The organism is Serinicoccus chungangensis, from assembly GCF_001483745.1.
Taxonomy (GTDB): domain Bacteria; phylum Actinomycetota; class Actinomycetes; order Actinomycetales; family Dermatophilaceae; genus Ornithinicoccus; species Ornithinicoccus chungangensis_A.
The window spans coordinates 82,179-105,554 of record NZ_LQBL01000022.1 but is presented as its reverse complement, the minus strand read 5'-3'; the positions used below and the strand labels follow the sequence as shown (position 1 = coordinate 105,554).

At 73.6% G+C, this 23,376-nt stretch carries 21 protein-coding genes and 1 riboswitch; of the genes, 17 read left to right on the top strand and 4 right to left on the bottom strand.

Translation table 11 applies throughout. The features are described from left to right. The first annotated feature begins 54 nt into the window (after positions 1-54). On the top strand, positions 55-657 hold the full coding sequence (locus AVL62_RS06170; protein ID WP_058890775.1) for a hypothetical protein: 603 nt from the start codon (positions 55-57) through the stop codon (positions 655-657). A gap of 60 nt (positions 658-717) precedes the next feature. Beyond that, positions 718-2,925 (top strand): NAD-dependent DNA ligase LigA, encoded by a 2,208-nt coding sequence (ligA, locus tag AVL62_RS06165; RefSeq protein WP_058890774.1) that lies wholly within the window; start codon positions 718-720, stop codon positions 2,923-2,925. A gap of 19 nt (positions 2,926-2,944) precedes the next feature. Here ligA and AVL62_RS06160 read toward each other — a convergent pair whose 3' ends face one another. Further along, a complete protein-coding gene (locus tag AVL62_RS06160) occupies positions 2,945-4,351 on the bottom strand; it encodes an MFS transporter (RefSeq protein ID WP_235585573.1) in 1,407 nt (468 codons plus the stop codon). Between the two features lie 81 nt (positions 4,352-4,432). Here AVL62_RS06160 and AVL62_RS17790 point away from each other — a divergent pair, with 81 nt between their 5' ends. After that, complete coding sequence (locus AVL62_RS17790) at positions 4,433-4,873, top strand: glutaredoxin domain-containing protein (RefSeq protein WP_235585572.1); 441 nt, start codon at positions 4,433-4,435, stop codon at positions 4,871-4,873. Between the two features lie 85 nt (positions 4,874-4,958). Next, positions 4,959-5,516: an NADPH-dependent FMN reductase gene (locus AVL62_RS06150; protein ID WP_235585571.1), complete on the top strand. Its 558-nt coding sequence runs from the start codon at positions 4,959-4,961 to the stop codon at positions 5,514-5,516. Here the strand turns inward: AVL62_RS06150 and AVL62_RS06145 are convergent. Then, positions 5,479-6,258 (bottom strand): hypothetical protein, encoded by a 780-nt coding sequence (locus tag AVL62_RS06145; RefSeq protein ID WP_058890772.1) that lies wholly within the window; start codon positions 6,256-6,258, stop codon positions 5,479-5,481. The genes AVL62_RS06150 and AVL62_RS06145 overlap by 38 nt on opposite strands. 108 nt (positions 6,259-6,366) lie before the next feature. On the opposite strand from AVL62_RS06145, the gene gatC reads away from it, so the two are divergent. The 6 genes from gatC (at position 6,367) to AVL62_RS06115 (ending at position 14,495) form a co-directional block, all read left to right on the top strand. Continuing rightward, entirely contained in the window at positions 6,367-6,663 is a 297-nt protein-coding gene (gatC, locus tag AVL62_RS06140; RefSeq protein ID WP_058890771.1) for an Asp-tRNA(Asn)/Glu-tRNA(Gln) amidotransferase subunit GatC, read from the top strand. A 1-nt stretch (position 6,664) separates the two neighbouring features. Next, positions 6,665-8,221: an Asp-tRNA(Asn)/Glu-tRNA(Gln) amidotransferase subunit GatA gene (gatA, locus tag AVL62_RS06135; protein WP_058890770.1), complete on the top strand. Its 1,557-nt coding sequence runs from the start codon at positions 6,665-6,667 to the stop codon at positions 8,219-8,221. Beyond that, a complete protein-coding gene (gene gatB / locus AVL62_RS06130; protein ID WP_058890769.1) occupies positions 8,218-9,780 on the top strand; it encodes an Asp-tRNA(Asn)/Glu-tRNA(Gln) amidotransferase subunit GatB in 1,563 nt (520 codons plus the stop codon). The genes gatA and gatB overlap by 4 nt, the downstream gene beginning before the upstream one ends. An 8-nt stretch (positions 9,781-9,788) precedes the next feature. Then, positions 9,789-10,778 carry an NAD(P)-dependent oxidoreductase gene (locus AVL62_RS06125; RefSeq protein WP_058890768.1) on the top strand — a complete coding sequence of 330 codons (990 nt, stop codon included), beginning with the start codon at positions 9,789-9,791 and terminating at the stop codon, positions 10,776-10,778. 210 nt (positions 10,779-10,988) lie between these two features. Further along, entirely contained in the window at positions 10,989-13,838 is a 2,850-nt protein-coding gene (locus AVL62_RS06120; protein ID WP_161937849.1) for a cell wall-binding repeat-containing protein, read from the top strand. A 153-nt stretch (positions 13,839-13,991) separates the two neighbouring features. Next, positions 13,992-14,495, top strand: a complete 504-nt coding sequence (locus tag AVL62_RS06115; protein WP_058890766.1) for a SixA phosphatase family protein — start codon at positions 13,992-13,994, stop codon at positions 14,493-14,495. A 21-nt stretch (positions 14,496-14,516) separates the two neighbouring features. Here AVL62_RS06115 and AVL62_RS06110 read toward each other — a convergent pair whose 3' ends face one another. Then, positions 14,517-15,383, bottom strand: a complete 867-nt coding sequence (locus tag AVL62_RS06110; protein WP_058890765.1) for a hypothetical protein — start codon at positions 15,381-15,383, stop codon at positions 14,517-14,519. Between the two features lie 229 nt (positions 15,384-15,612). Here AVL62_RS06110 and AVL62_RS06105 point away from each other — a divergent pair, with 229 nt between their 5' ends. Beyond that, positions 15,613-16,713 (top strand): branched-chain amino acid aminotransferase, encoded by a 1,101-nt coding sequence (locus tag AVL62_RS06105; protein WP_058890764.1) that lies wholly within the window; start codon positions 15,613-15,615, stop codon positions 16,711-16,713. On the opposite strand, the gene AVL62_RS06100 is transcribed toward AVL62_RS06105, so the two are convergent. Then, positions 16,698-17,585: a 3-methyladenine DNA glycosylase gene (locus tag AVL62_RS06100; protein WP_153011694.1), complete on the bottom strand. Its 888-nt coding sequence runs from the start codon at positions 17,583-17,585 to the stop codon at positions 16,698-16,700. The genes AVL62_RS06105 and AVL62_RS06100 overlap by 16 nt on opposite strands. A gap of 94 nt (positions 17,586-17,679) precedes the next feature. Continuing rightward, a riboswitch (guanidine-III (ykkC-III) riboswitch) is annotated at positions 17,680-17,746 on the top strand. Positions 17,747-17,768: 22 nt separating this feature from the next. Here AVL62_RS06100 and AVL62_RS06095 point away from each other — a divergent pair. From AVL62_RS06095 to AVL62_RS06070, 6 genes are all read left to right on the top strand, one after another. Continuing rightward, complete coding sequence (locus tag AVL62_RS06095; protein ID WP_327281693.1) at positions 17,769-18,104, top strand: DMT family transporter; 336 nt, start codon at positions 17,769-17,771, stop codon at positions 18,102-18,104. Positions 18,105-18,191: 87 nt separating this feature from the next. Then, entirely contained in the window at positions 18,192-18,974 is a 783-nt protein-coding gene (locus AVL62_RS06090) for a fumarylacetoacetate hydrolase family protein (RefSeq protein WP_058890763.1), read from the top strand. 1 nt (position 18,975) lies between these two features. Next, positions 18,976-19,803 (top strand): glutamate racemase, encoded by an 828-nt coding sequence (murI, locus tag AVL62_RS06085; RefSeq protein ID WP_058890762.1) that lies wholly within the window; start codon positions 18,976-18,978, stop codon positions 19,801-19,803. Between the two features lie 334 nt (positions 19,804-20,137). After that, positions 20,138-21,592 carry a hemolysin family protein gene (locus AVL62_RS06080; protein ID WP_058890761.1) on the top strand — a complete coding sequence of 485 codons (1,455 nt, stop codon included), beginning with the start codon at positions 20,138-20,140 and terminating at the stop codon, positions 21,590-21,592. Then, positions 21,589-22,605 (top strand): hemolysin family protein, encoded by a 1,017-nt coding sequence (locus tag AVL62_RS06075; protein ID WP_058890760.1) that lies wholly within the window; start codon positions 21,589-21,591, stop codon positions 22,603-22,605. Before AVL62_RS06080 ends, AVL62_RS06075 begins: the two co-directional genes overlap by 4 nt. Continuing rightward, positions 22,602-23,375 carry an MBL fold metallo-hydrolase gene (locus AVL62_RS06070; protein ID WP_327281688.1) on the top strand — a complete coding sequence of 258 codons (774 nt, stop codon included), beginning with the start codon at positions 22,602-22,604 and terminating at the stop codon, positions 23,373-23,375. The genes AVL62_RS06075 and AVL62_RS06070 overlap by 4 nt, the downstream gene beginning before the upstream one ends. The last annotated feature ends 1 nt before the right edge of the window (position 23,376 follow it).

Sequence of the window (23,376 nt, the reverse complement as noted above, 5' to 3'; positions counted from 1 at the left end):
CGCTAGGGTGTCCGCGTCACGCGTGCGTCCGGCACGCCCACGAAAAGGGGAGACATGTCACAGAACCCGGGTCACGAGGACCCGCACCACGACCCGAACGCACCGCAGCACGAGGGCGGCTACCAGGCGGCGCCGAGCTACGACACCCACGGCGCGCACGGCGGAGCCCCGGCGGGCGCCGTCGCGAAGCCGCAGCCGGTGGGGCTGGCGGAGAAGCTCATGTACGCCGGCGGTGCGCTCTCGCTGATCAGCGGGGTTCTCGCGCTCGCGACGCCTGAGGACCAGCTCCGTGCTGCGGTCGAGTCGCAGCTCGAGGCCAGCGGCCAGCCGGTCGACCCCGCCGTCGTCGACGCCACCGTGTCCGGCGCGCCGATCATCGGCCTGATCTCGGGCATCGTCGTCGCCGCCATCTGGTTCCTCCTCGGCTTCTTCAACGGCAAGGGGAAGAGCTGGGCCCGCATCGTCGCCACGATCCTCGGGGTCATCAACGTCGTCACGACCCTCATCGGCCTGCTGGGGACGAGCATGATGCCGGGCTCGGCAGCCGGGGGCACGATCAACACCATCCTGTCGCTGCTCGGCGCGGTGCTGGCGGCCGTCATCGTCTTCCTCCTGTGGAGGAAGGAGTCGACGGCCTACTTCAAGAGCACCCGCTGACCCGGGGCTGACCGACCAGCACGAGGGGCTGGTGTCGGTGGCGTGCAGCACAATGAGCACGTGACCGACACCAGCCCCTCGACGCGTCCCGACGGCCCCGCCGAGCAGCCCGAGCCCCCGGAGGACGCCCGTCGCCGGGCGGCCGAGCTGGCCGAGCAGATCCGGGGCCACCAGTTCGCCTACTACGTCCGCGACGCGCCGACCGTCAGCGACGGCGAGTTCGACGGGCTGCTGCGCGAGCTGGAGGAGCTGGAGGAGGCATACCCCACGCTGCGCACGCCGGAGAGCCCGACCCAGCAGGTGGGCGGCACCTTCTCCACCGAGTTCACCGCCGTCGACCACCGCGAGCGGATGCTCAGCCTCGACAACGCCTTCTCCCCGGAGGAGCTGGACGAGTGGTTCGACCGGGTCGAGCGCGAGGCCGGGGGCGCCGAGGTGCACTACCTGTGCGAGCTCAAGATCGACGGCCTCGCGGTCAACCTGCTCTACGAGGACGGCCTCCTCACCCAGGCCCTCACCCGGGGCGACGGCCGGACGGGGGAGGACGTCACCCTCAACGTGCGCACCATCGAGGGCGTCCCGCACCGGCTGACGCCGCCGACCGAGCAGCCCGCGACGTCTCCGGACGTCCCCAGCGAGATCCCGGCCCTGGTGGAGATCCGCGGCGAGGTCTTCTTCCCGCTCGAGGGCTTCATCGAGCTCAACGCCTCCCTGGTCGAGGCGGGCAAGGCGCCCTTCGCCAACCCGCGCAACTCGGCGGCCGGGTCGCTGCGGCAGAAGGACCCCCGCGTCTCGGCCAGCCGCCCCCTGCGCATGCTCGTGCACGGGATCGGAGCGCGCACCGGCTTCGACATCACCCGCCAGTCGCAGGCGTATGCCGTGCTCGGCGCCTGGGGGATGCCGGTCAGCGACCGCGCGAGGGTCGTCTCCACCCGGGCCGAGGTGCACGACATCGTCCGCTACTACGGCGAGCACCGGCACGACGTGGAGCACGAGCTCGACGGGGTGGTCGTCAAGGTCGACGAGGTGGCCGTGCAGCGCCAGCTCGGGGCGACCTCGCGGGCCCCGCGGTGGGCCATCGCCTACAAGTACCCGCCCGAGGAGGTCACGACGAAGCTGCTCGACATCAGGGTCGACGTCGGCCGCACGGGGCGGGTCACGCCCTACGGGCTGATGGAGCCGGTGCTCGTCGCCGGGTCGACCGTCGAGCGGGCCACCCTGCACAACCAGCACGAGGTCCGGCGCAAGGGCGTGCTCATCGGCGACACCGTGGTGCTGCGCAAGGCCGGTGACGTCATCCCCGAGATCCTGGGGCCGGTGGCCGACCTGCGGACCGGGGACGAGCGGGAGTTCGTCATGCCGACGCACTGCCCGTCCTGCGGCACCGAGCTGGCCGCCCAGAAGGAGGGCGACAAGGACATCCGCTGCCCCAACAGCAAGGAGTGCCCCGCGCAGCTGCGCGAGCGCCTCTTCAGCCTGGCCGGCCGGGGCGCCTTCGACATCGAGGCGCTCGGCTACGAGGGGGTCACCGCGCTGCTGGACGCCGGGGTGATCCGCAACGAGGCGGGGCTGTTCGGGCTCGCCCACGGCACGGCGGCGCGGCCGCCCACCCCCGAGGAGGAGCGGGCCGACCGCGAGCGCCTCGTGCAGGTGCCGCTGTTCACCCGGACGGCCAAGAAGGCGGACCCGCCGGAGGAGGTCGTCGACGGGCGCGTGCTGTCGGCCAACGGCGAGCGTCTGCTCACCCACCTGCGAGGCGCCAAGGAGCAGCCGCTGTGGCGGGTGCTCGTCGCCCTGTCGATCCGCCACGTCGGGCCCACCGCCGCACGGGCGCTGGCCACCGAGTTCGGGTCGATGGAGGCGATCCGGTCGGCGTCCGTCGAGGAGCTGGCGGCTACCGAGGGGGTGGGTCGGATCATCGCCGAGTCGGTGGTGGCGTGGTTCGAGGTCGACTGGCACCGGGAGGTCGTCGAGCAGTGGGCCGCCGACGGGGTGCGCATGGCCGACGAGCGCGACGCCTCCATCGAGCGGACGCTGGAGGGGAGGACGGTCGTCGTCACCGGTTCGCTCGAGGGCTTCTCCCGCGACGAGTCCAAGGAGGCCATCATCAGCCGCGGCGGCAAGGCCTCCGGCTCGGTGAGCAAGAAGACCGACTACGTCGTCGTGGGCGCCAACGCCGGCTCCAAGGCGGCCAAGGCCGAGGAGCTGGGCGTGCCCGTGCTCGACGAGGAGGGCTTCGTCCGGCTGCTGGCCACCGGGGAGGCGTGAGCGGCAGGGGGAGGAGCGCTCAGGCGCGGGTGGGTCCCGGCCGCAGCCCGAACCAGCTGATGACGCCGCCACCGGCGAGCAGCGCGGTGCAGATGAGCATCGCCCACCGGTAGCCGCCGGTGAAGGCCACCGGATCGGCGTAGTCCGTGCCGGACAGGCCCACCAGCGCCGGCAGCGCGGCCACCGCGAGGAGCGACCCGGTGCGGGCGACGGCGTTGTTGATGCCGCTGGCCAGGCCGGCATACCGGTCCGCGACCGCGGCGAGCACCGCGGCGGTGAGCGGGGAGACGAGCAGCGCCAGCCCGAGCGCGAACACCACCATCCCCGGCAGGACCCCGCCCCAGCCGGTGTCCCGGCCGATCCCCACCATGAGCAGCGTGCCCAGGGCGCAGACCAGCGGCCCCACCGTCATGGGGACGCGCGGCCCGATGCGGTCGGCGAGCGCGGCCGCCCGGGTGGAGAGCAGCAGCAGCGCCACGGTGACCGGCAGCCCGGCGAGCCCGGACGCCGTGGCCGACCACCCGGAGGTCACCTGCAGCTGGATGACGACGAAGAGCATGACCACCCCGAGGGCGCCGTAGACCAGCAGGGTCATGGCGTTGGCCGCGGAGAAGACCCGCGAGCCGAAGAGGTGCAGGGGCACCAGCGGGTGCGCCGCGCTCCGGCTCCACGCGAGGAAGCCGGCCGCCGCCAGGGCGGTCACCACCCACGCCACGGCGAGCGCGGCCGTCGGCGCCTCGGCGGCGGTCGTGAGCGCCCAGGTCGAGGCGGCGAGCCCGACGACGACGAGCGCCGAGCCCACCAGGTCGAACCTGCCGGTCGACTCCACGTCCTTGCTCTCCGGGGCCGACCAGGCGGCCAGGGCGATGACCACGACGCACAGCGGGATGTTGATCGCGAAGATCCACCGCCAGCTCGCGGTGTCGACGATGGCGCCGCCGACCAGCGGACCGATGGCCGCCGCGATGCCGGACACGCCGGCCCAGGTGCCGATGGCGGGCGCCCGGTCACCGGGGGCGTAGCTCGCCTGGATCAGCGCGAGGGCACCCGGGGTGAGCAGCGCCGCACCCACGCCCTGGACGAGGCGCGCCGCGATGAGCTGGGCCGGGTCCTGGGCGAGCGCGCACAGGGCCGAGGCGAGCAGGAACCAGGTCATCCCGACGAGGTAGACCCGACGCCGGCCGAGCCGGTCGCCCAGGGCGCCGGCGACCAGGACGAGCGAGGCGAGCGAGAGCAGGTAGCCACCGATGACCCACTGCAGCTGCGGCAGGGTGGCCCCGAGGTCCTCCCCGATGGTGCGCAGGGCCACGTTGACGATGGAGCCGTCCAGGATCGCCACGCCCGACCCGACTGTCACCGCCGCGAGCATCGTCCGCCCCCGGGGCGAGCGACGGTCCAGGTATCCCTCCTGCGGGTGAGCGGTCACCGCACCAGCGTAGGCCCGACGCGGCGTGAGCTCCCCCGGCGGACGGAGGCGGGACCGGCGCTGCTGCGCCACCATGGGGGTATGAGGTCACCGTGGCTGTGGGGAGCACTCGTCGTCGTCCTGGGTCTGGTCGTCGTGGACCTCGCCCTGGACGGGCGGGCGGCGTGGGCGGTCGGCTACGGTGTGCTGGCGCTCGGCATCGCCTGGTGGACCTCCCCCTGGCGTGGCCGCCGAGGCGGGACGACGCAGCAGGAGGTCGAGGACATGGCGCAGGACGACCCGCGTGGGGACGTCGTCGTCTACTGGCGACCGGGGTGCGGCTTCTGCGCCATGCTCAAGGCGCGGCTGGGCGGGCTCAAGGACCGCGTCACCTGGGTCAACATCTGGGAGGACGAGGAGGGCGCCGCCTTCGTCCGCAGCGTCAACGACGGCAACGAGACGGTCCCCACCGTGGTGATGGACGGCATACCCCACACCAACCCCAGCCCCGTGAAGGTCAAGGAGCGGCTCGCCCGCGGATGAGTCCCGGGCGGGTCGCCCGGGTGGTGGGTCGCACGGGACCGAGAGCGCGGGAATACCAGCACCACGGTGATGGTTGACGCGTCACGTGACTACTGCCAACGACCGTCCCACCGTGCTCGTCCTCCTCGGCAGCCTGCGGCCCGACTCGACCAGCCGCCGGCTGGCGGAGGCCGCCGTCGCCGCTCTCCCGGACGGCGTGCGTGCCGAGATCAGCACGCTGCTGCCCTCGCTGCCGCACTACGACCAGGACCTCGACACCGACACCCCGCCCGCGGCGGTCCGTGCCTTCCGTGAGCAGGTCGCCGCGGCCGACGCCCTGGTGGTCGCGACGCCGGAGTTCAACGGCTCGCTGCCCGGCGTGCTCAAGAACGCCATCGACTGGACCTCCCGCCCCCGGGGTGCGGCCGCGCTCGCGGGCAAGCCGGTCGCCGTGCTGGGGGCCTCCGCCTCGCCGAAGGCGGCGCAGTGGGCGCGTGCCGACGCGGTGCGGGTGCTGCAGGTCGCGGGGGCGCTGCCGCTCGAGGAGACGGTCGGGCTGGCCTCGGCCACCGCAGCCCTCGAGGGCGGGGAGCTGGCCGAGGACGTCCGCGGGCGGGTGGCCGAGCTCATGGGCCGGCTGGTGCGCGAGCCGCTGGCGGCCTGAGGGGCTCGTCCACGGCGTGGATCTCGTTGCCGAAGCTGCTCCCCGCCCCGTCCCCGTCCCGCGGTGAGACGTCGGCGACGATCCCGGTCCGGACGTCGAGGCTGACGAGGTATGCCGTCGGCAGGCTCTCCCGCCCGGTCGCCAGGGCCGGGTCGTCGGGGCCGTACTCCAGCAGCCGGCTGGCCACGCTGTCCAGCAGCGGGCAGCACCCGCACCGGGGGTCGTAGGCGCCGACGAGCGGACGGCACACGGCCTGCCAGGTCCGGCGCCCCCGCAGCTCGACCTCGCTGACCTCGGTGACCGCGACGCCCTCCACCTGCACGTCAGGGTGCTCCCCGGGCGACGACCCGTCCGCGAGCTCGACCGGGTCGAGCATCGCCACCCAGCGAAAGTTGTCGACCATCGGGTCGTCGTAGTCGACATCCCCGAACTGTCCCGGTCGTCGACCCACCAGCCCATCGGGGCGACGCAGAGGCTCGGCGGCCGTGGGCGGGGTCATCGGTCGGTGCTTCCACGCCGACGTGCTGTAGGGCGGGGACGACTCGCGCCACACACGGTCGCCTCGTCGCACGGTCAGATCCCAGGGGCGGTTCAGCCAGGCCTCGACCTCCCCGACGGGCCCGGACGGCCCGTCGTCGTGGGCGCGGTGGGTCCAGTGCAGCGTGGTGAAGCGCCACGGCGCGCTGCGCGCCAGGGCACGGAAGTCCTCCGCGTCCGGGGTGTGGGTCAGGTCGGTGCTCACCCGGCGACGTTACCGGGCCACGCCCGGGCGGCGCCCGCGAATTCCTCGCGATCGCACCTGGGCACCACCGTGCCCGGGACGGCGAGGCGCGCGACCTAGACTGGGCCCATGTCCCACCTCTCGCGCGAGGACGTCGCGCACGTCGCCATGCTGGCCCGGATCCAGCTCGAGGACGCCGAGCTCGACCGGCTCGCCGCCCAGCTCGACCAGATCGTCGACTGGGTCGGGCAGGTCGGTGAGGTCGCCTCGGACGACGTGCCGCCCATGTCCCACCCCATGCCGCTGGCCAACGTCACCCGCCCCGACGAGGTGCGGGAGAGCCTGACCGTGCAGCAGGCCCTGGCCAACGCCCCGCAGGCGCAGGACGACCGCTTCGCGGTGCCGCGCATCCTGGACGAGGAGTGACATGAGCGACCCCACGACCCACGCCGCGACCGGCGCGGGGGCGGCCGACGCCGACCTCACCCGGCTCACCGCCGTCGAGATGGCCGACCGTCTCGCCGCCGGCACCCTCACCTCGGTCGAGCTCACGCAGGCCCACCTGGACCGGATCGAGCGGCTCGACCCCACCGTGCACGCCTTCCTCCTGGTCGACGCCGAGGGCGCCCTGGCCACGGCCCGCGAGGTCGACGCCGCCCGGGCCGCCGGCGAGGAGCTGCCCCGCCTGGCCGGGGTCCCGGTGGCGGTCAAGGACATCGCCTGCACGCAGGGGCTGACCACGACCGCGGGCAGCCGCATGCTCGAGGACTTCGTGCCGCCCTACGACGCGACGATCGTCACCCGCCTGCGGGCCGCCCGCATGCCCATCCTCGGCAAGACCAACATGGACGAGTTCGCCATGGGCTCCTCCACCGAGCACTCCGCCTTCGGGCCCACCCGCAACCCGTGGGACCTCGACCGGATCCCCGGCGGCTCCGGCGGTGGCAGCAGCGCGGCGGTCGCGGCATACCTCGCCCCGCTGGCGATCGGCTCCGACACCGGCGGCTCGATCCGGCAGCCGGCCGCGGTCACCGGCACCGTCGGCACCAAGCCGACGTACGGCGCGGTGAGCCGCTACGGCATCATCGCGCTCGCCTCCAGCCTCGACCAGATCGGGCCCTGCGCCCGGACCGTCGCGGACGCGGCTCTGCTGCACGAGGTCATCGCCGGGCACGACCCGATGGACTCCACCTCGGTCGACGCGCCGGTGCCGGACGTCGTCGGCGCGGCCGGGACCACCGACCTCGCCGGGCTGCGCGTCGGTGTCGTCCGCGAGATCAGCGGCTCCGACCAGGGCTTCCAGCCCGGCGTGCAGGCCCGCTTCGAGGAGGCGCTGGACGCCCTGCGCGACCTGGGCGCGCAGATCACCGAGGTCTCCTGCCCGCACTTCGCCTACGCGATGGCGGCCTACTACCTCATCCTCCCCTCGGAGGCGAGCAGCAACCTGGCCCGCTACGACGCGATGCGCTACGGCCTGCGGGTCACCCCCGACGGCAGCCCGAGCGCCGAGCAGGTCATGGGTGCCTCCCGGGACGCCGGCTTCGGCGACGAGGTGAAGCGGCGCATCATCCTGGGGACCTACGCGCTCTCCAGCGGCTACTACGACGCCTACTACGGCCAGGCGCAGAAGGTCCGCACCCTCATCGCCCGCGACTTCGAGGCCGCGTTCGGGCAGGTCGACGTGCTCGTCAGCCCGACCGCGCCGACCACCGCCTTCCGCATCGGCGACAAGACCGAGGACCCGATGGCGATGTACGCGGGCGACATCGCCACCATCCCCGCCAACCTGGCCGGCGTCCCCGGCATGTCGGTGCCCTCCGGCACCGCGGACGAGGACGGGCTGCCCACGGGGCTGCAGATCCTCGCCCCCGCGATGCAGGACCAGCGCCTGTATGCCGTCGGCGCGGCCCTGGAGGCCCGCCTGCGCGAGCGGCACGGCGGCTACGTCATCGAGCAGGCTCCCGAGATCGAGGTGAGGGCATGAGCACCCGGACCACGGCCGGTCCCGAGCGGACCGTCGCCTACGACGACCTGCTGACCCGCTACGAGCCGGTGCTGGGGCTGGAGGTGCACGTCGAGCTTGGCACCGCGACCAAGATGTTCTGCGGCTGCGCCACCGGCTTCGGCGCCGAGCCCAACACCCAGACCTGCCCGGTCTGCCTCGGGCTGCCCGGGGCGTTGCCCGTGGTCAACCGGACCGCGGTCGAGTCGGCCATCCGCATCGGCCTGGCGCTGAACTGCGGGATCGCGGACTGGTGCCGGTTCGCCCGGAAGAACTACTTCTACCCGGACATGCCGAAGAACTTCCAGACGAGCCAGTACGACGAGCCGATCGCCGTCGACGGCTGGCTGGACGTCGAGGTGCCGCCCCGGGAAGGCGTCGACGAGGAACCCTTCACCTACCGCGTCGAGATCGAGCGGGCGCACATGGAGGAGGACACCGGGAAGTCGACCCACGTCGGCGGCGCCACCGGCCGGATCCACGGTGCCTCCCACAGCCTCGTCGACTACAACCGCGCCGGCATACCGCTCATCGAGATCGTCACCAAGCCGCTCACCGGGGCCGGCGAGCGGGCGCCCGAGGTGGCTCGCGCCTACGTCGGGGCGCTGCGCGACCTGCTGCGGGCGCTCGACGTGTCGGACGTCAAGATGGAGCAGGGCTCGCTGCGCTGCGACGCCAACGTGTCGCTCATGCCCACCGGTGCCGAGCGCTTCGGCACCCGCACCGAGACCAAGAACGTCAACAGCCTGCGCTCGGTCGAGCGGGCGGTGCGCTACGAGATGACCCGGCACGCCGCCGTCCTCGACGCGGGGGAGGCGATCGTGCAGGAGACCCGGCACTGGCACGAGGACACCGGGGTCACCACCTCGGGCCGGCCCAAGTCGGACGCCGACGACTACCGCTACTTCCCCGAGCCCGACCTCGTGCCGGTCGCCCCGACCCGGGAGGACGTCGAGCGGCTGCGCGCCACGCTGCCGGAGAACCCCGCCGAGCGCCGCCGCCGGCTGCAGGAGGAGTGGGGCTACTCCGACCTCGAGATGCGCGACGTCGTCAACGCCGGTGCGGTCGAGGTCATCGAGGCGACCGTCGCGGCCGGGGCCTCGCCGGCCGCGGCCCGCAAGTGGTGGATGGGCGAGCTGGCCCGCCGGGCCAAGACCGCGGGCGAGGACGGGGAGCCGGTGGCTCTCACGGACCTCGGGGTCACCCCCGCCGACGTCGCCGAGCTGGACTCCCTCGTCACCGGTGGCCGGCTCAACGACTCGATGGCGCGCCAGGCGCTCGAGGGCGTGCTCGCCGGAGAGGGCACCCCCACCGAGGTCGCCGATGCCCGTGGGCTCGAGCTGGTCCAGGACGACGGTGCCCTGCAGACCGCGGTCGAGGAGGTCATCGCCGAGAACGCCGACGTCGTGGAGAAGATCCGCGGCGGCAAGGTGCAGGCCGTCGGGGCCCTCATCGGCCAGGTGATGAAGAAGATGCGCGGGCAGGCCGACGCCGGCCGGGCGCGCGAGCTCATCCTGGAGACGCTCGGCGTGCAGGGCTGATCGCCGGTATGCCGTCCTCCGCCCCGGTGGGCGCCGCACCCCGCCGCGCCCCCGTCGCCGCCGTCCCCGAGGAGCTGCTGGCGCACCTCGGGCCGGTGGCGGACGTCGAGGTGCTGCCGTACGACCACACGGACGGTGACGCCCTCCCCGGGGGCGGGCGGGACGTGGACGTCCTGGCCCTGTCGATGATCGCCGGGCCGTGGCTGCGCCGGATGGGGGAGGTGCCGGGGCTGCGGGCGGTGGTGCTGGCGTCCGCGGGCTACGAGCACGCCCTGCCCTTCCTCCCGGACGGGGTGCGGCTGGCCAATGCCGTCGGCGTCCACGACACCGCGACCAGCGAGCTGGCCCTGACGCTGCTGCTGGCGGCGCAGCGGAACCTGCCGCACCACGTGCTGCGCCAGGCGGACGGGGTGTGGGACCGCTCCGTCCCCGGTCCGTGGCGATCGCTGGCCGACTCCACGGTGCTGGTGGTGGGCTACGGCGGCATCGGCACGGCACTGACCCGGCGGCTGCTGGCCTGCGAGTGCGACGTCCTCGCCGTGGCCAGCGCGGACCGCCCCGGCGACGGGCTGGTGGAGCGGGTGCACGGCGTCGACCGCCTGCCCGAGCTGCTGCCGCGGGCGGACGCCGTCGTCCTCACCCTGCCGCTCACCGAGGCGACCCGCGGGCTGCTGGGCGCCGCGGAGCTCGCCGCGCTGCCCGACCAGGCCCTCGTGGTCAACGTGGCGCGCGGGCCGGTCGTCGACAACGACGCCCTGCTGGCCGAGTGCGCGGCCGGCCGGTTGCGCGCCGCCCTGGACGTCACCGACCCGGAGCCGCTCCCGGACGGGCACCCCGCCCTCTCCACCCCGAACGTGCTCGTCGTCCCGCACGTCGGGGGAGCCTCGCCCGCCTCGCTGCCGCGGATGGGAAGTTACCTGACGTCGCAGCTGACGGCATACCGGGACGAGGGGAAACTTCTGCACCAGGTGGCCGGACCGCCCTCACCACCTTCCTGAACTGCAGGTTCGTCGATCTGGTGAACATCAGGCGACGATCATCCCGCACCCTTGCGCGAACCTACCGTGGTCGGTATAGGCTCCAGGTGCCGGACCTGCAGGAGGTGCGGCATCATTCGCGCGCCCGTGCTCGTGCGTGCTCACAGGGAATCAGGGGAATTGATCGTGACCTATCGCTCGACATCGGGGGCTCGTCGCGCCCTGGCCGCCGTGGCTGGACTCAGCCTCGTGGCCGGGCTCGCGCCGGTAGCCGCCTCCGCGACCGACGGACCGGCGGTGGCCGCACCGGTCAGCGCGACCGGCGACTTCCAGGACGGTGCCTACGTCGTGGTGCTCGACCGGCTGCCGCTGGCCACCAACCCGGGCACGGCCGGGTCCGCCCTGGAGAAGGTGGACACGACCTCCGCGGAGGCGCTCAGCTACACCGACCAGCTGCTCGCCCAGCAGGACGACGTGCTGCAGGGGGTGGCCGCGGAGCCGACCTACCGCTACACGGTCGCCCTCAACGGCTTCGCGGCGCAGCTCACCGCGGCCGAGGCCGCGGCCCTCGCCCAGCGCGACGACGTGGTGTCGGTCACGCGGTCCACGCTGCGCCAGCTGGACTCCGGTGTCGTCGGCGAGCCCGACGGTGCGCCGGCCAACCCGGACACGGACGTGTCGCCGGACCTGCTCGGTCTGCGCGGCCCCGGTGGCGTGTGGTCCCAGCTGGGCGGGCCGATGGAGGCGGGCAAGGGCACGGTCGTCGGCGTCATCGACTCCGGCATCGCCTACGACAGCCCCTCGTTCGCCGCGGACGGCATGCCGGCCCCGCCGGCCGGGTGGGCCGGGGAGTGCGAGACCGGTGAGGGCGACGACGCGGGTGACTTCCCCGCCTCGGCGTGCACCGACAAGATCGTCGGCGCTCGCTACTTCGTCGAGGGGGCCCGCGCGGAGGGCTACGAGCCGACCGAGGCCGAGAGCGTCAGCCCGCTGGACACCGACAACCACGGTTCGCACGTCGCCAGCACGGCGGTCGGGCGCGAGGTGTCCCTGGAGGACGCCGGGGGCAACGCCTACGACCTGGCCGGGATGGCACCGGGGGCGCACGTGGCGGCCTACAAGGCCTGCTTCGACTTCGAGGGTGTGAGCGGGTGCCACCCCGACGACTCCATCGCGGCGGTCGAGGCGGCCCTCACCGACGGCGTCGACGTCATCAACTTCTCGGTCAGCGGTGACCCGACGACCTACGAGGACCCGGTCGACCTGGCGTTCAAGAACGCCGCCGCCGCCGGGGTCTTCAACGCCGCGTCCGCCGGCAACTCGGCGGAGTCCGACGTCGCGGTCGCGCACACCGGCCCCTGGCAGACCACGGTCGCCGCGTCGTTCCACCGCCCCGAGGACGGTCCGGTGCCCTCCGTCGCGCCGTTCTCCGGCCGCGGCCCGGTGGATGTCGCCGCCGACGAGCAGACCATCCTCAAGCCGGACCTGGGCGCGCCCGGCGTCAACGTCCTGGCCGCCTACGCCAGCGAGGGCGGTGAGCCGCAGTACGGCTACCTGACCGGCACCTCGATGGCCTCGCCGCACGTCGCCGGCCTGGGGTCGCTGCTCGCCGCGGCGCACCCGGAGTGGTCGCCGATGGCCATCAAGTCGGCCCTGCAGACCTCGACGACCGACTACGTCGAGGCCGAGAGCAACGAGGCCGTGGTCGGGGGCACCGGCTTCGTCGAGCCGCGCGCCTTCCTCGAGCCCGGCCTGGTGTTCGACTCGACCGAGGCCGACTGGGACACCTTCCTCGCCGACCCGACCACCGGTTACGACCTCAACGCCGCCTACGTCTCGGTGCCGGCCCTCGGCACCCAGCCGACCACGGTGACCCGGACCGTCACCAACCCCGGTGCGGCGGACGCGACCTTCGAGGCCTCCGTCACCGGCCCGGACACCCTGTCCGTGACGGTCGAGCCGGCCAGCGTCACCGTCCCGGCGGGCGGCTCCGCCGAGGTGACGATCACGGTCGCCAACACCGGCGCCGCCACCGACGTGTGGCAGCAGGGTGAGGTCGCCTGGACCTCCGGCGACGTGGTCGTCGCGATCCCGGTGCTCGCCCGCGGCGAGGTCGCCGAGGAGGAGCCCGAGCCCGAGCCCACGGTCGAGCGGGTCTTCGGCACGGACCGGTACGGCACGGCCGCGGCGATCTCGGCGCTGTACCCGGACGGGGTGGAGACGGTCTACATCGCCTCGGGCACCGGTTTCGCCGACGCCATGTCCGGTTCGCCGGCCGCCTCGCGCGGTCTGCTGCCGGGCACGATGAACACGCCCGAGGGTGACCCGGCCCCGGTGCTGCTGGTCAAGAACGACCGGCTGCCCCAGGACACCCGGGAGGCTCTGGAGGCCGTGGACCCGAGTAGCATCGTCATCCTGGGCGGCACCGGTGCGGTGTCCTCGGGGGTGGCTGGTGACCTCGAGGCCTACGGGGAGGTCTCGCGGGTCGAGGGGACCGACCGTTATGAGACGGCGGCCAACCTGGCGCTGATTTTCGAGGGTCCCGAGGTCGTCTACGTCGCCTCCGGGCAGGACCGTGCCTATGCCGACGCCCTGACCGGTTCGGCTCGCGCGGGCATGGAGAACGCCCCGGTGCTGCTGACCCGCCCGGACGGTGTGCCGGCTGCCACGGCGGACGCGCTCGCCGAGCTCGACCCGGACCGGGTCGTGGTGCTCGGTGGGTCGGTCGCCGTCGACGACGACACGTTCGCCGCGCTGGGCGCGGACGAGCGGGTCTCCGGTGGGGACCGTTACGAGACCGCGGTCGCGGTCTCGCAGGTCCACGGGACGGATGTCCCGCTGGTGCACATCGCCTCGGGTCGCAACTTCCCGGACGCGCTGGCGGGCTCGGCCCTGGCCGGTCACCAGGGTGTGCCGGTGCTGCTGACCAAGCCCGGTGAGCTGCCGGAGGCCACGCTGGCCGAGCTGGAGCGGCTCAGCCCGGAGCGGGTGGTCATCCTCGGTGGCACCAACGCGGTGTCCCAGGACGTCGAGGAGGCGCTGAACGAGTACTACCCGGACTGGGTGGACGCTCAGCCCTGACCGTCGACCGGGCAGGGATCAGACGCAGGGCCGGGTGGCGGGAGCCGCCCGGCCCTGCGGCCGTCCCGGCTAGTCTCGGGGAGTCACCTGACGACACGGACCCGGGACGCCGCATCGGCGCGACGGGTCCAGGACGACGAGGAGGTCGCAGCCGTGCCCACCCTGGTGCTCGTCCGCCATGCGAAGGCCGAGGTCGCTCCCCCCGGCCCGGGGGGCGACCACGCCCGGGAGCTGAGCTCGCGCGGTCGCCGGGACGCCGCAGCCCTGGGGGGTCTCCTGACCGACGGGGGGTGGGCGCCGGGCCTGGCCCTCGTCTCCACCGCGGCCCGTGCCGTCCAGACCCTTGAGGGCTTGATCGGTGCTCGTGAGGTCGAGACGTGGCCCACCCGCCGCATCTACGACGGCGGCATCGACGGTGTCCTCGAGGCGGTCCGGGAGGTGCCCGAGGAGGTCGGGGTGCTGTGGGTCGTCGGCCACGAGCCGGTGATGTCGAGCACGGCCTGGGAGCTGACCGACACCGGTGAGCAGGACGACAGTCGTGCCGCGCTGCACGGGGGGCTGCCCACCGCGGCCGCGGCGGTGCTGGAGCTGTCCGTGCCGTGGTCCGACGCGGGTCCGGGCGTCGCCATGCTGCGGACGGTGCTGCACGGGCGTTGACCGCGCCGGGGCAGGGTCGGGTCAGCGCAGCCAGCTGGTCATGGCCCGGACCTGTCGCCCGGCGTGCTCCAGGGCATGGGCTCCGGCCGCCGCCTCGCGACGGCTGCTCGCTGCCGGGTCGCCGCCCGCCTGGCCGGACGGCCCGTGCTGGCTGGCGAAGCCCGCGGCGTAGATCTGGTCGACCTGCGTCTTGAGCTCGTGCACCAGGGCGACGTAGGCGACCTCGGGCTCCACCCCCCGGCCCACGAGGTCCTCGAAGGTGGACTCGAGGGCCTCCTGCAGCGGCACCTGGATGCGGTCGCGCGCCGTCGCCATCGCCGTGCTCTCGTGCTCGACGGTCGTGACGACGGCCCCGGAGCGCAGCGCTCCCATGGCCGCCGCGTAGGCCGTGAGCGTCGCCCAGGCGGCGCCGCTGCGGTCGTGGGCCACCGCGACGAGAGCAGGACAGCCGCGACCGTCGAGGTACTCCTCCCGCACCCGGTCGCCGCTGCCGATGCTGCGCAGCATGGCCAGGTCCACCCCCTCCGGGACGGTGAGCCGACCCTCGCGGACGGCGGAGGCGCTGGTGACGACGACGAGGTCGCCCGGCTCCGCGTGGTCGTCGACCAGAGCGGTCACCCGGCGGGGGTCGCTCTCGCCCCGGCCGGTGCCCGGGACGAGGATGATGTCGCAGCGTGCGACGGCCTCCTCCGGCGGCGACACGGGCAGTCCCTCGAGCTCCGCGCGGGCCGCGAGCCGGCTGTCCGGGTCCGTCCCCACCCAGACGTCCACCCCGCTGTCCCGCAGGTTGAGCGCGTGCGCGGCGCCCATGGCGTCGAAGCCCAGGACCGCCACCTGGCGGTCCTGCAGCAGGGTCAGGTCGGCGCTGCTCGGGTCCAGGGTGCTCACGCCGACAGCCTATCGACCGGGCCGACGGCGACACCGACGGTGGCCGTGCGCGGTGGTGGCCCTCAGAGGGCCAGGTGTGCGCACGGCGACGTGTCGGTGTCCGCCAGCACGCGCCGACTGTGCGCGGTGGTGGCCCCCAGGGGGCCACGACTGCGCACGGACCGGTCCTTGCCCCGACGTCGGGCCCACCCCTGGCGGTGACGAGGCGTCAGGCGGCTACGCTGCGGCCATGAGCCAGACAGCGACGTCCACCTCCTTCGCCGTCACCGAGGCGCCCGACCGCCGCGGCCCCGAGCAGATCGCCGAGCTGCTCGCCAACCCCGGCTTCGGCAGCATCTTCACCGACCACATGGTGATGGTGGAGTGGGACGCGGAGCAGGGGTGGCACGACGCGCGGGTGGTGCCCTACGGCCCCATCCCGCTGGACCCCTCCGCGGCGGTGTTCCACTACGCCCAGGAGATCTTCGAGGGCATGAAGGCCTACCGCCACGCCGACGGCACGGTCTGGACCTTCCGCCCCGAGCGCAACGCCGAGCGCTTCAACAGCTCGGCTCGTCGTCTGGCCATGCCCGAGCTGCCTCCGACGCTCTTCCTCGACGCGATCAAGGAGCTCGTCACCCTCGACCAGGGGTGGGTGCCGGGGGCGGACGCCGGCGAGATGTCGCTCTACCTGCGCCCCTTCATGATCGCCACGGAGGAGGCCCTGGGGGTGCGCCCGAGCAACCGCTACCTCTTCAGCGTCATCGCCTCCCCGGCCGGCTCCTACTTCCCGGGAGGGCTCGAGCCGGTCAGCCTGTGGGTGAGCGACCAGTACGTCCGCGCCGCCGCCGGCGGCACCGGCGCGGCCAAGTGCGGCGGCAACTACGCCGCGTCGCTGGCCAGCCAGGCGGAGGGCATCGAGCACGGCTGCGACCAGGTCGTCTTCCTCGACGCGGTCGAGCACCGCTACGTCGAGGAGCTCGGCGGCATGAACCTCTTCTTCCTGTATGCCGACGGTCGGGTGGTCACCCCCGAGCTGACCGGCACCATCCTGCCCGGCGTCACCCGCTCCTCGCTGCTCGACCTGCTGCGCGAGCGCGGCCACCAGGTCGAGGAGCGCCGGTTCACCATCGACGAGTGGCGCGACGGGGTGGCCTCCGGCGAGATCACCGAGGTCTTCGCGTGCGGCACCGCGGCCGTCATCACCCCGGTCGGCAGGCTGGCGTGGAACGGCGGTGAGCTGGACATGCCCGTCGAGCACACGGTGACCGAGGACCTGCGCGCCGAGCTGCTCGACATCCAGTACGGCCGCGCCGAGGACCGCCACGGCTGGCTCTACCAGCTGGTCTGAGCCAGCCCGTCCAGCACCTCCAGCAGCCGCCGGCGCAGCGCGTTGGAGCGGCGGGAGAAGCCGCGCTGGGCCTCGGCGTACTCCCGCTTGCCCTCCGTGCTCTCGATGCGGACCGGCTCGTAGCCCAGGTCGCGCAGGTCGTAGGGGGCGGCGCGCATGTCCAGCTCGCGGATGTCGCGGGCCAGGTGGAAGGCCTCCAGCGTCAGGTCGCTCGGCACCGCCGGGGCGAGCTTGAAGCACCACTTGTAGAGGTCCATCCCGGCGTGCAGGCACCCCGGTTGCTCGAGGTCGAGCTGGCCCTCCCGGGTCGGTCGCAGCGTGTTGCGCGGCGCGGCCTCGGGGGTGAAGAAGCGGTGGGCGTCGAAGTGCGAGCACGCGACCTGGTGGCTCTCCACGACCGCGTCGGTGCCCTCGGCGCCGAGCCGCAGCGGCCAGTCGTGACGCACCTCCTCGCGGTCGGCGCGGTAGACCATGGCCCACTCGTGCAGCCCGAAGCAGCCGAACCTCCCGGGCCGCGACAGCGTCGCCCGGAGCAGGTCACGGACGAAGGAGAGGGCGCGGCCACGCCGCTGCACGAACCGCTCGACGTCGAGGTATGCCGTGCCCGCCCCGTCGACGAGGTAGCCGCTCCACCCCTCGCGCTCCTGCCCGTCCGCGAGGCCGACGCCCGGCCCGGGGTGCCAGCGGGCCAGCTGCGCCGGGCGGAAGGCGTAGTACTCCCACAGGAAGTCGTCGACTGGGTGCGTGCGCCCCTCGACCCGGCGCGCCAGCCGGTCCGCGGTGAGTGCCTCGACGGAGCGCGCGTGCGCGGCGGCGCGGGCGCGCCATACCGGGGCGTCGAGCACCTCGAGGACGGTCGTGGGGGTCTGCACGGCGCTCAAGCCTAGCCGCGCGCGACCCGGCCCGGCGCCCACCCGGCGCCCACCGTGAGGCTGGCCCGGGCGCTCGGGCTGTGAGACCCTGGGGGTGGACGCCCGGCAGGGGCGGATCCCCGGACGAGGCACGTCGTACCCGGCACCGACGACGACGTGACACGCCCCAGGGAGGGCGTCATCATGGTTGCGCTGTCATGGATCGTCCTGATCGTCTCCGGCGTCCTCGAGGCCGTGTGGGCCGGTGCGCTCACCCGCTCCGAGGGGTTCACGCGCCTGTGGCCGAGCGTCGTCTTCGGGGTGGCCCTGGCCCTGAGCATGGCGGGCCTGGGGTGGTCGCTGCGCACGATCCCGCTGGGCACGGGGTATGCCGTGTGGGTCGGGATCGGCGTCGTGGGCACCGCGGCCTACGGGATCGTCGCGCTGGGGGAGCCGGCCACGGTCGCCCGCGTGCTGTGCCTGGTCGCCATCATCGCCGGGATCGTCGGTCTGAAGCTCACCTCGGGCGGCGCCCACTGACGTCCCGGACCTCGGTCCCCGGGGACCGGGTCCCCGAAACCTCTGTCCACTTCGGAGGAGGTGGGGGGCGCGGCATACCCTGGCGCCATGCGTATCTGCCGCTTCACCGACGGTGACGACCCCCGCTTCGGCCTCGTGGACGGGGCCGGGGAGCGGATCGCCGAGATCTCCGGCGACCCGCTCTACACCAAGATCGACCTGACCGGCCAGACCTTCGACGTGGCAGACGTGCGGCTGCTCGCGCCGGTCATCCCGCGCAGCAAGGTCGTGGCCATCGGCCGCAACTACGCCGACCACGCGCGCGAGATGGGCAGCGAGCTCCCGGCCGAGCCGATGATGTTCTTCATCCCGAACACCTCGGTGTGCGGGCCCGGCGACCCGGTGGTCATCCCGCCCTTCGCGACCGAGATCTCCTACGAGGCCGAGCTCGCCGTCGTCATCGGGCGGATGTGCAAGGACGTCGCGACGGAGGACGCCCGGTCGGTGGTCTTCGGCTACACCTGCGCCAACGACGTCACCGCGCGCGACCTGCAGCGCACCGACGGCCAGTGGGCGAGGGCCAAGGGCATGGACACCTTCACCCCCCTCGGGCCCTGGATCGAGACCGACCTCGACACCGACGACCTCGCGGTGCGCTCGACGGTGGACGGGGACCTGCGCCAGGACGGCACCACCGCCGACCTGCACTTCGGGATCCCCGAGCTCATCGCGCACGCGTCAGCGGCCTTCACCCTGCTCCCCGGCGACGTCATCCTCACCGGCACCCCCGCCGGCGTCGGACCGATCACCGCCGGGCAGCGCTGCGAGGTCGAGATCGAGGGCATCGGGGCGCTCGCCAACCCGTTCGTGGCGGCGGACGACGACCTCTGAGATGACCGAGGCGCCCATCGGGGTCTTCGACTCCGGCTTCGGCGGACTGACCGTCGCCCGCGAGGTCCTCGACCAGCTGCCGCACGAGTCGGTGCTCTACCTCGGCGACACCGCGCGCACGCCCTACGGCCCGCGGCCCATCGCCCAGGTGCGCGAGTTCTCCCTCGAGTGCCTGGACCGGCTCGTCGAGCACGGGGTGAAGGCGCTGGTCATCGCGTGCAACAGCGCGTCGGCCGCGGTGCTCGCCGATGCGCGCGAGCGGTATGCCGTGCCCGTCGTCGAGGTCATCCGCCCCGCGGTCCGGCGGGCCATGGCGGTGACCCGCAACGGGCAGATCGGCGTCATCTCGACCGCGGCGACCCACCAGTCGCGGGCCTACGTCGACTCCTTCGTCGCGGCCCCGCCCTCGGTGCGCGTGGCGAGCCAGCCCTGTCCGCGCTTCGTCGAGCTGGTCGAGGCGGGGGTCACCAGCGGCCCCGAGGTCATCGAGGTGGCGCAGGCCTACCTCGCGCCGTTGCAGGAGCGCGACATCGACACCCTCATCCTCGGGTGCACGCACTACCCGCTGCTGACCCAGGCGCTGCAGTACGTCCTCGGCGAGCAGGTGCAGCTCGTCTCCTCGGCCGCGGCGACCGCGGCGGACCTCTTCCGGGTCCTCACCGACGGCGGGCTGCTGGCCGCCCAGGGCAACGTGCCGGTGCACCAGTGGCTCACCACCGGCGACCCGGACGGCTTCCACTACCTCGCCCGGCGCTTCCTCGGGCCCGAGGTCGAGCAGGTGCACCGGGCCTTCGTGGGGAGGCCGGAGGAGCGGGTCGCCCCGGGCTGACGCCCCGGCGCCGCTGGCGGGTCACTCCTGTCCCGGAGGTCCCGGGCGTCACAGACTGTGCAGACATGTCCGCCCGCGCACGGTATATCTCCGGCAGCCGGCATCGTCCCCGCACGGTGTGACTGCTGGTGCGGGTGCTACGGATCAGCAGGTCGGCCGCCCCGTGTCGCGACCCGTCGTCGACCCGCCCACGGCGCGACGCACCGGCCTGCCCGGCCGGTCCCGTATCCTGGAGGTTCCTGCCCCACCCCCTGCATACCCAGAGAAACGGACTCATGGACCCTGGCTGTACCTACGGCTCACCCGCACGCTCCACCGGGCGGAGGGGTGAGTCGTGACCACCGCCATCATCCTGCTCCTCGTCGGCGTCCTGGCGATCGCCCTCATCATCGCGGCCAACGGCTACTTCGTCGCGCAGGAGTTCGCCTACATGTCCGTCGACCGGCTGCGGCTCTCCGCCGAGGCCGACGCCGGTGACGAGGCGGCCGCGCGGGCGCTCAAGGTCACCAGGCGCACGTCCTTCATGCTCTCCGGCGCCCAGCTGGGGATCACGGTCACCGGTCTGCTCGTCGGCTACGTCGCCGAGCCGCTCGTCGGCCGCGGGCTCTCCATCATCCTCGGCGGCACCGGGGTGCCCGAGGCTCTGAGCATCACCGTGGGCACCGTGGCGGCGCTGGCCATCGCGACCGTCGTGCAGATGGTCTTCGGCGAGCTCTACCCCAAGAACCTCGCGATCGCCAACGCCGGGCCGCTGGCCCGTGCGCTGGCCCGGTCCACGCTCATCTACCTCGCGGTCTTCGGCTGGCTCATCAAGGTCTTCGACTGGTCCGCCAACGCCCTGCTGCGGCTGGTGCGCATCGAGCCCATCCACGACCTGGACACGACCGCGACCGCCGAGGACCTCGAGCGGATCGTGGCCGACTCCCGCGACAGCGGCGACCTGCCGGCCGAGCTCTCCGTGCTCCTCGACCGGATCCTCGACTTCCCGGACCAGGACGTCGAGCACGCCCAGGTGCCGCGCTCCCGGGTCGACGTCATCGACCCCGAGACCCCCGTCGGCGAGCTGCGTCAGCTCATGGCGCAGGGGCACACCCGCTATCCCGTCGTCGACGGCGACGGGCAACCGGTCGGCGTGGTCAGCCTCGTCGACCTCCTGCGCCACCCCGAGGCGGGACGGGCGCAGCAGATCATGCGCGAGCCCGTCATCGTGCCCACCCTCATGCCGCTGCCCGACGCGGTGGCCGAGCTCACCGGGTCGGGGCAGCAGCTGGCCTGCGTCGTGGACGAGTACGGCGGCTTCGCCGGGGTCCTCACGCTCGAGGACCTCGCGGAGGAGCTGCTCGGTGAGATCACCGACGAGCACGACGACGAGGTGCCCGAGGGCATCGTCGGCGAGGGGGAGGACGTCTGGCGCATGGACGGTGACGTGCACGTCGACGAGCTGCAGCGGGCCCTGGGCCACGACCTGCCCGAGGGCGACTACGAGACCGTCTCGGGCCTCGTCATCGCCGAGCTCGGCGCGCTGCCGGACATCGGGCAGACCGTGGTCGTGGACCTCGCCGAGGACCCGAGCGAGCTCGTGCTCGAGGAGCGGGTGACGCGCTGCGTCGAGATCGAGGTCGTCGAGATCGACCGCCACGTGCCGAGCCTGCTGCGGGTCCGTCTGGTCGAGCGCTCGCTCGACGAGGCGCAGGACGACGAGTCGTCGTCGGAGGACGACGACGACCGAGACGGCGGTGACGACCGGCCCCGGGACGGCGACACCGGGAGCAAGGAGGAGCAGCGATGAGCGCGCTCACCGTCGTCCTCGTCACCCTCGGTCTCATCGTGCTCAGCGCGATCTTCGTCATCGTGGAGTTCTCGCTGCTCGGCGCCCGCCGCAGCCGCCTCGAGCACGAGGCCGAGCACTCCCCGTCCGCGCGGGCCGCCCTGCGCAGCATGAACGAGCTCACCGTCATGCTGGCCGGCGCCCAGCTCGGGATCACGGCCTGCACCTTCGCGCTCGGCGCGGTCACCAAGCCGGCCGTCGACTACCGGCTCGGACCGGTCCTGGCGGACCTCGGCCTGCCGGGGTGGATCGCCGGAGGTATGTCGTTCGCGATCTCCCTGCTCCTCGTCACCTTCCTGCACCTCGTGGTCGGCGAGATGGCGCCCAAGTCGTGGGCGATCGCCCACCCCGAGCGCGCCGCCAAGCTGGTGTCGCTGCCGATGCGCGGCTTCATCGCGGTCGTTCGGCCGCTGCTGGTCTGGGTCAACTCCCTCGCCAACCGGCTGGTCAGCGCCAGCGGCATCACGCCGGTCGACCGCGCGGCGGTCGGTGGTCAGGACGCGCACACCATCCGGGTGCTCGTCGATCAGTCGGCTGCCCAGGGGGCGCTGGAGAGCAGCTACCAGGAGCAGATCTCCGACGCCCTGGAGCTGCAGGACCTCACGCTGGGCGAGCTGGCCCCCGAGCACGTCGACCTCGCGGCGGTGGGCTCCGACGCGACCGTGGAGCAGGTGCAGGCCGTCGCGGCGCGTACCGGGCACAAGCGGATCCTCATGATGGACGACGACACCACCGACCCGCGGGTCGTGCACGTGCGCGACACGCTCCTGCACAGCGCGCACGAGTCGGCCGAGCCGGTGGCCCGCCCTGCGCTGGTCCTGCGCGCCACGACCCCGGTCTACGAGGCCCTCACCCTCATGCGCGGGTTCGGGGAGCAGCTCGTCGTGCTGCGCAACGACGAGCGGCTCACCGGGCTGGTGAGCATCGCGGACATCATGCACCGCGTGCTGCCCCGGGAGCACCAGCCGCAGTGAGGCTGAGGCTCACCGTCGTCGGGTGCTCCGGGTCGGTGCCCGGGCCGGAGGCCGCGGCCAGTTGCTACCTCGTCACCGCCCACGACGGTGAGCGCCCCTGGCGCGTGCTGCTCGACCTGGGGTCGGGCGCGCTCGGGCCGCTGCAACGGCATACCGACCCGCTCGCCCTCGACGCCGTCCTGCTGTCCCACCTGCACCCGGACCACTGCCTCGACCTCACCGGCCTGTCCGTGCTGCGTCGGCACGGCCCGGTGCCGGCCACGAGCGACCTGCCCGTCTGGGGACCTCCGGGCGTGGCCGAGCGGATGGCCCGGGCGCACGGGGTGCGGCAGGCGGAGCCCCTGCGCGGGTTCCGCTTCGACGAGCTGTCCGACGGCTCACCGCTGCGCATCGGGCCGTTCGTGGTCACGCCGTATGCCGTCCGGCACCCCGTCCCGGCCTTCGGGCTGCGGGTCGCGTGCGGTGACGCCGTGCTCGCCTACACCGGGGACACCGACACGTGCGCGGGGCTCTCGCCGCTGCTCACCGGAGCCGGGCTCGCACTCGTCGAGGCCGGCTTCGGCGACGAGGAGCAGGGTCGGGGCATCCACCTGACGCCGCGGCGGGCCGCCGACGCCGTCAGCGGGGCCGGAGGTGTCGGCCGTCTGCTGCTGACGCACCTGCCCCCGTGGGCGGACCCGGACCGCGCGCTGCGGGAGGCGACCGAGCGGTGGTCGGGGCCGGTGGCGGTGGCAGCCCCCGGTCAGGAGTGGGACGTCGGCACGGGCTGAG

Bases quoted from the DNA above. Each gene is read 5' to 3' on its own strand.
- AVL62_RS06170 (WP_058890775.1), top strand. From the start codon at position 55: ATGTCACAGAACCCGGGTCACGAGGACCCGCACCACGACCCGAACGCA.
- AVL62_RS17790 (WP_235585572.1), top strand. From the start codon at position 4,433: ATGAGGTCACCGTGGCTGTGGGGAGCACTCGTCGTCGTCCTGGGTCTG.
- gatC (WP_058890771.1), top strand. From the start codon at position 6,367: ATGTCCCACCTCTCGCGCGAGGACGTCGCGCACGTCGCCATGCTGGCC.
- gatA (WP_058890770.1), top strand. From the start codon at position 6,665: ATGAGCGACCCCACGACCCACGCCGCGACCGGCGCGGGGGCGGCCGAC.
- gatB (WP_058890769.1), top strand. From the start codon at position 8,218: ATGAGCACCCGGACCACGGCCGGTCCCGAGCGGACCGTCGCCTACGAC.
- AVL62_RS06125 (WP_058890768.1), top strand. From the start codon at position 9,789: ATGCCGTCCTCCGCCCCGGTGGGCGCCGCACCCCGCCGCGCCCCCGTC.
- AVL62_RS06105 (WP_058890764.1), top strand. From the start codon at position 15,613: ATGAGCCAGACAGCGACGTCCACCTCCTTCGCCGTCACCGAGGCGCCC.
- AVL62_RS06095 (WP_327281693.1), top strand. From the start codon at position 17,769: ATGGTTGCGCTGTCATGGATCGTCCTGATCGTCTCCGGCGTCCTCGAG.
- AVL62_RS06090 (WP_058890763.1), top strand. From the start codon at position 18,192: ATGCGTATCTGCCGCTTCACCGACGGTGACGACCCCCGCTTCGGCCTC.
- murI (WP_058890762.1), top strand. From the start codon at position 18,976: ATGACCGAGGCGCCCATCGGGGTCTTCGACTCCGGCTTCGGCGGACTG.
- AVL62_RS06075 (WP_058890760.1), top strand. From the start codon at position 21,589: ATGAGCGCGCTCACCGTCGTCCTCGTCACCCTCGGTCTCATCGTGCTC.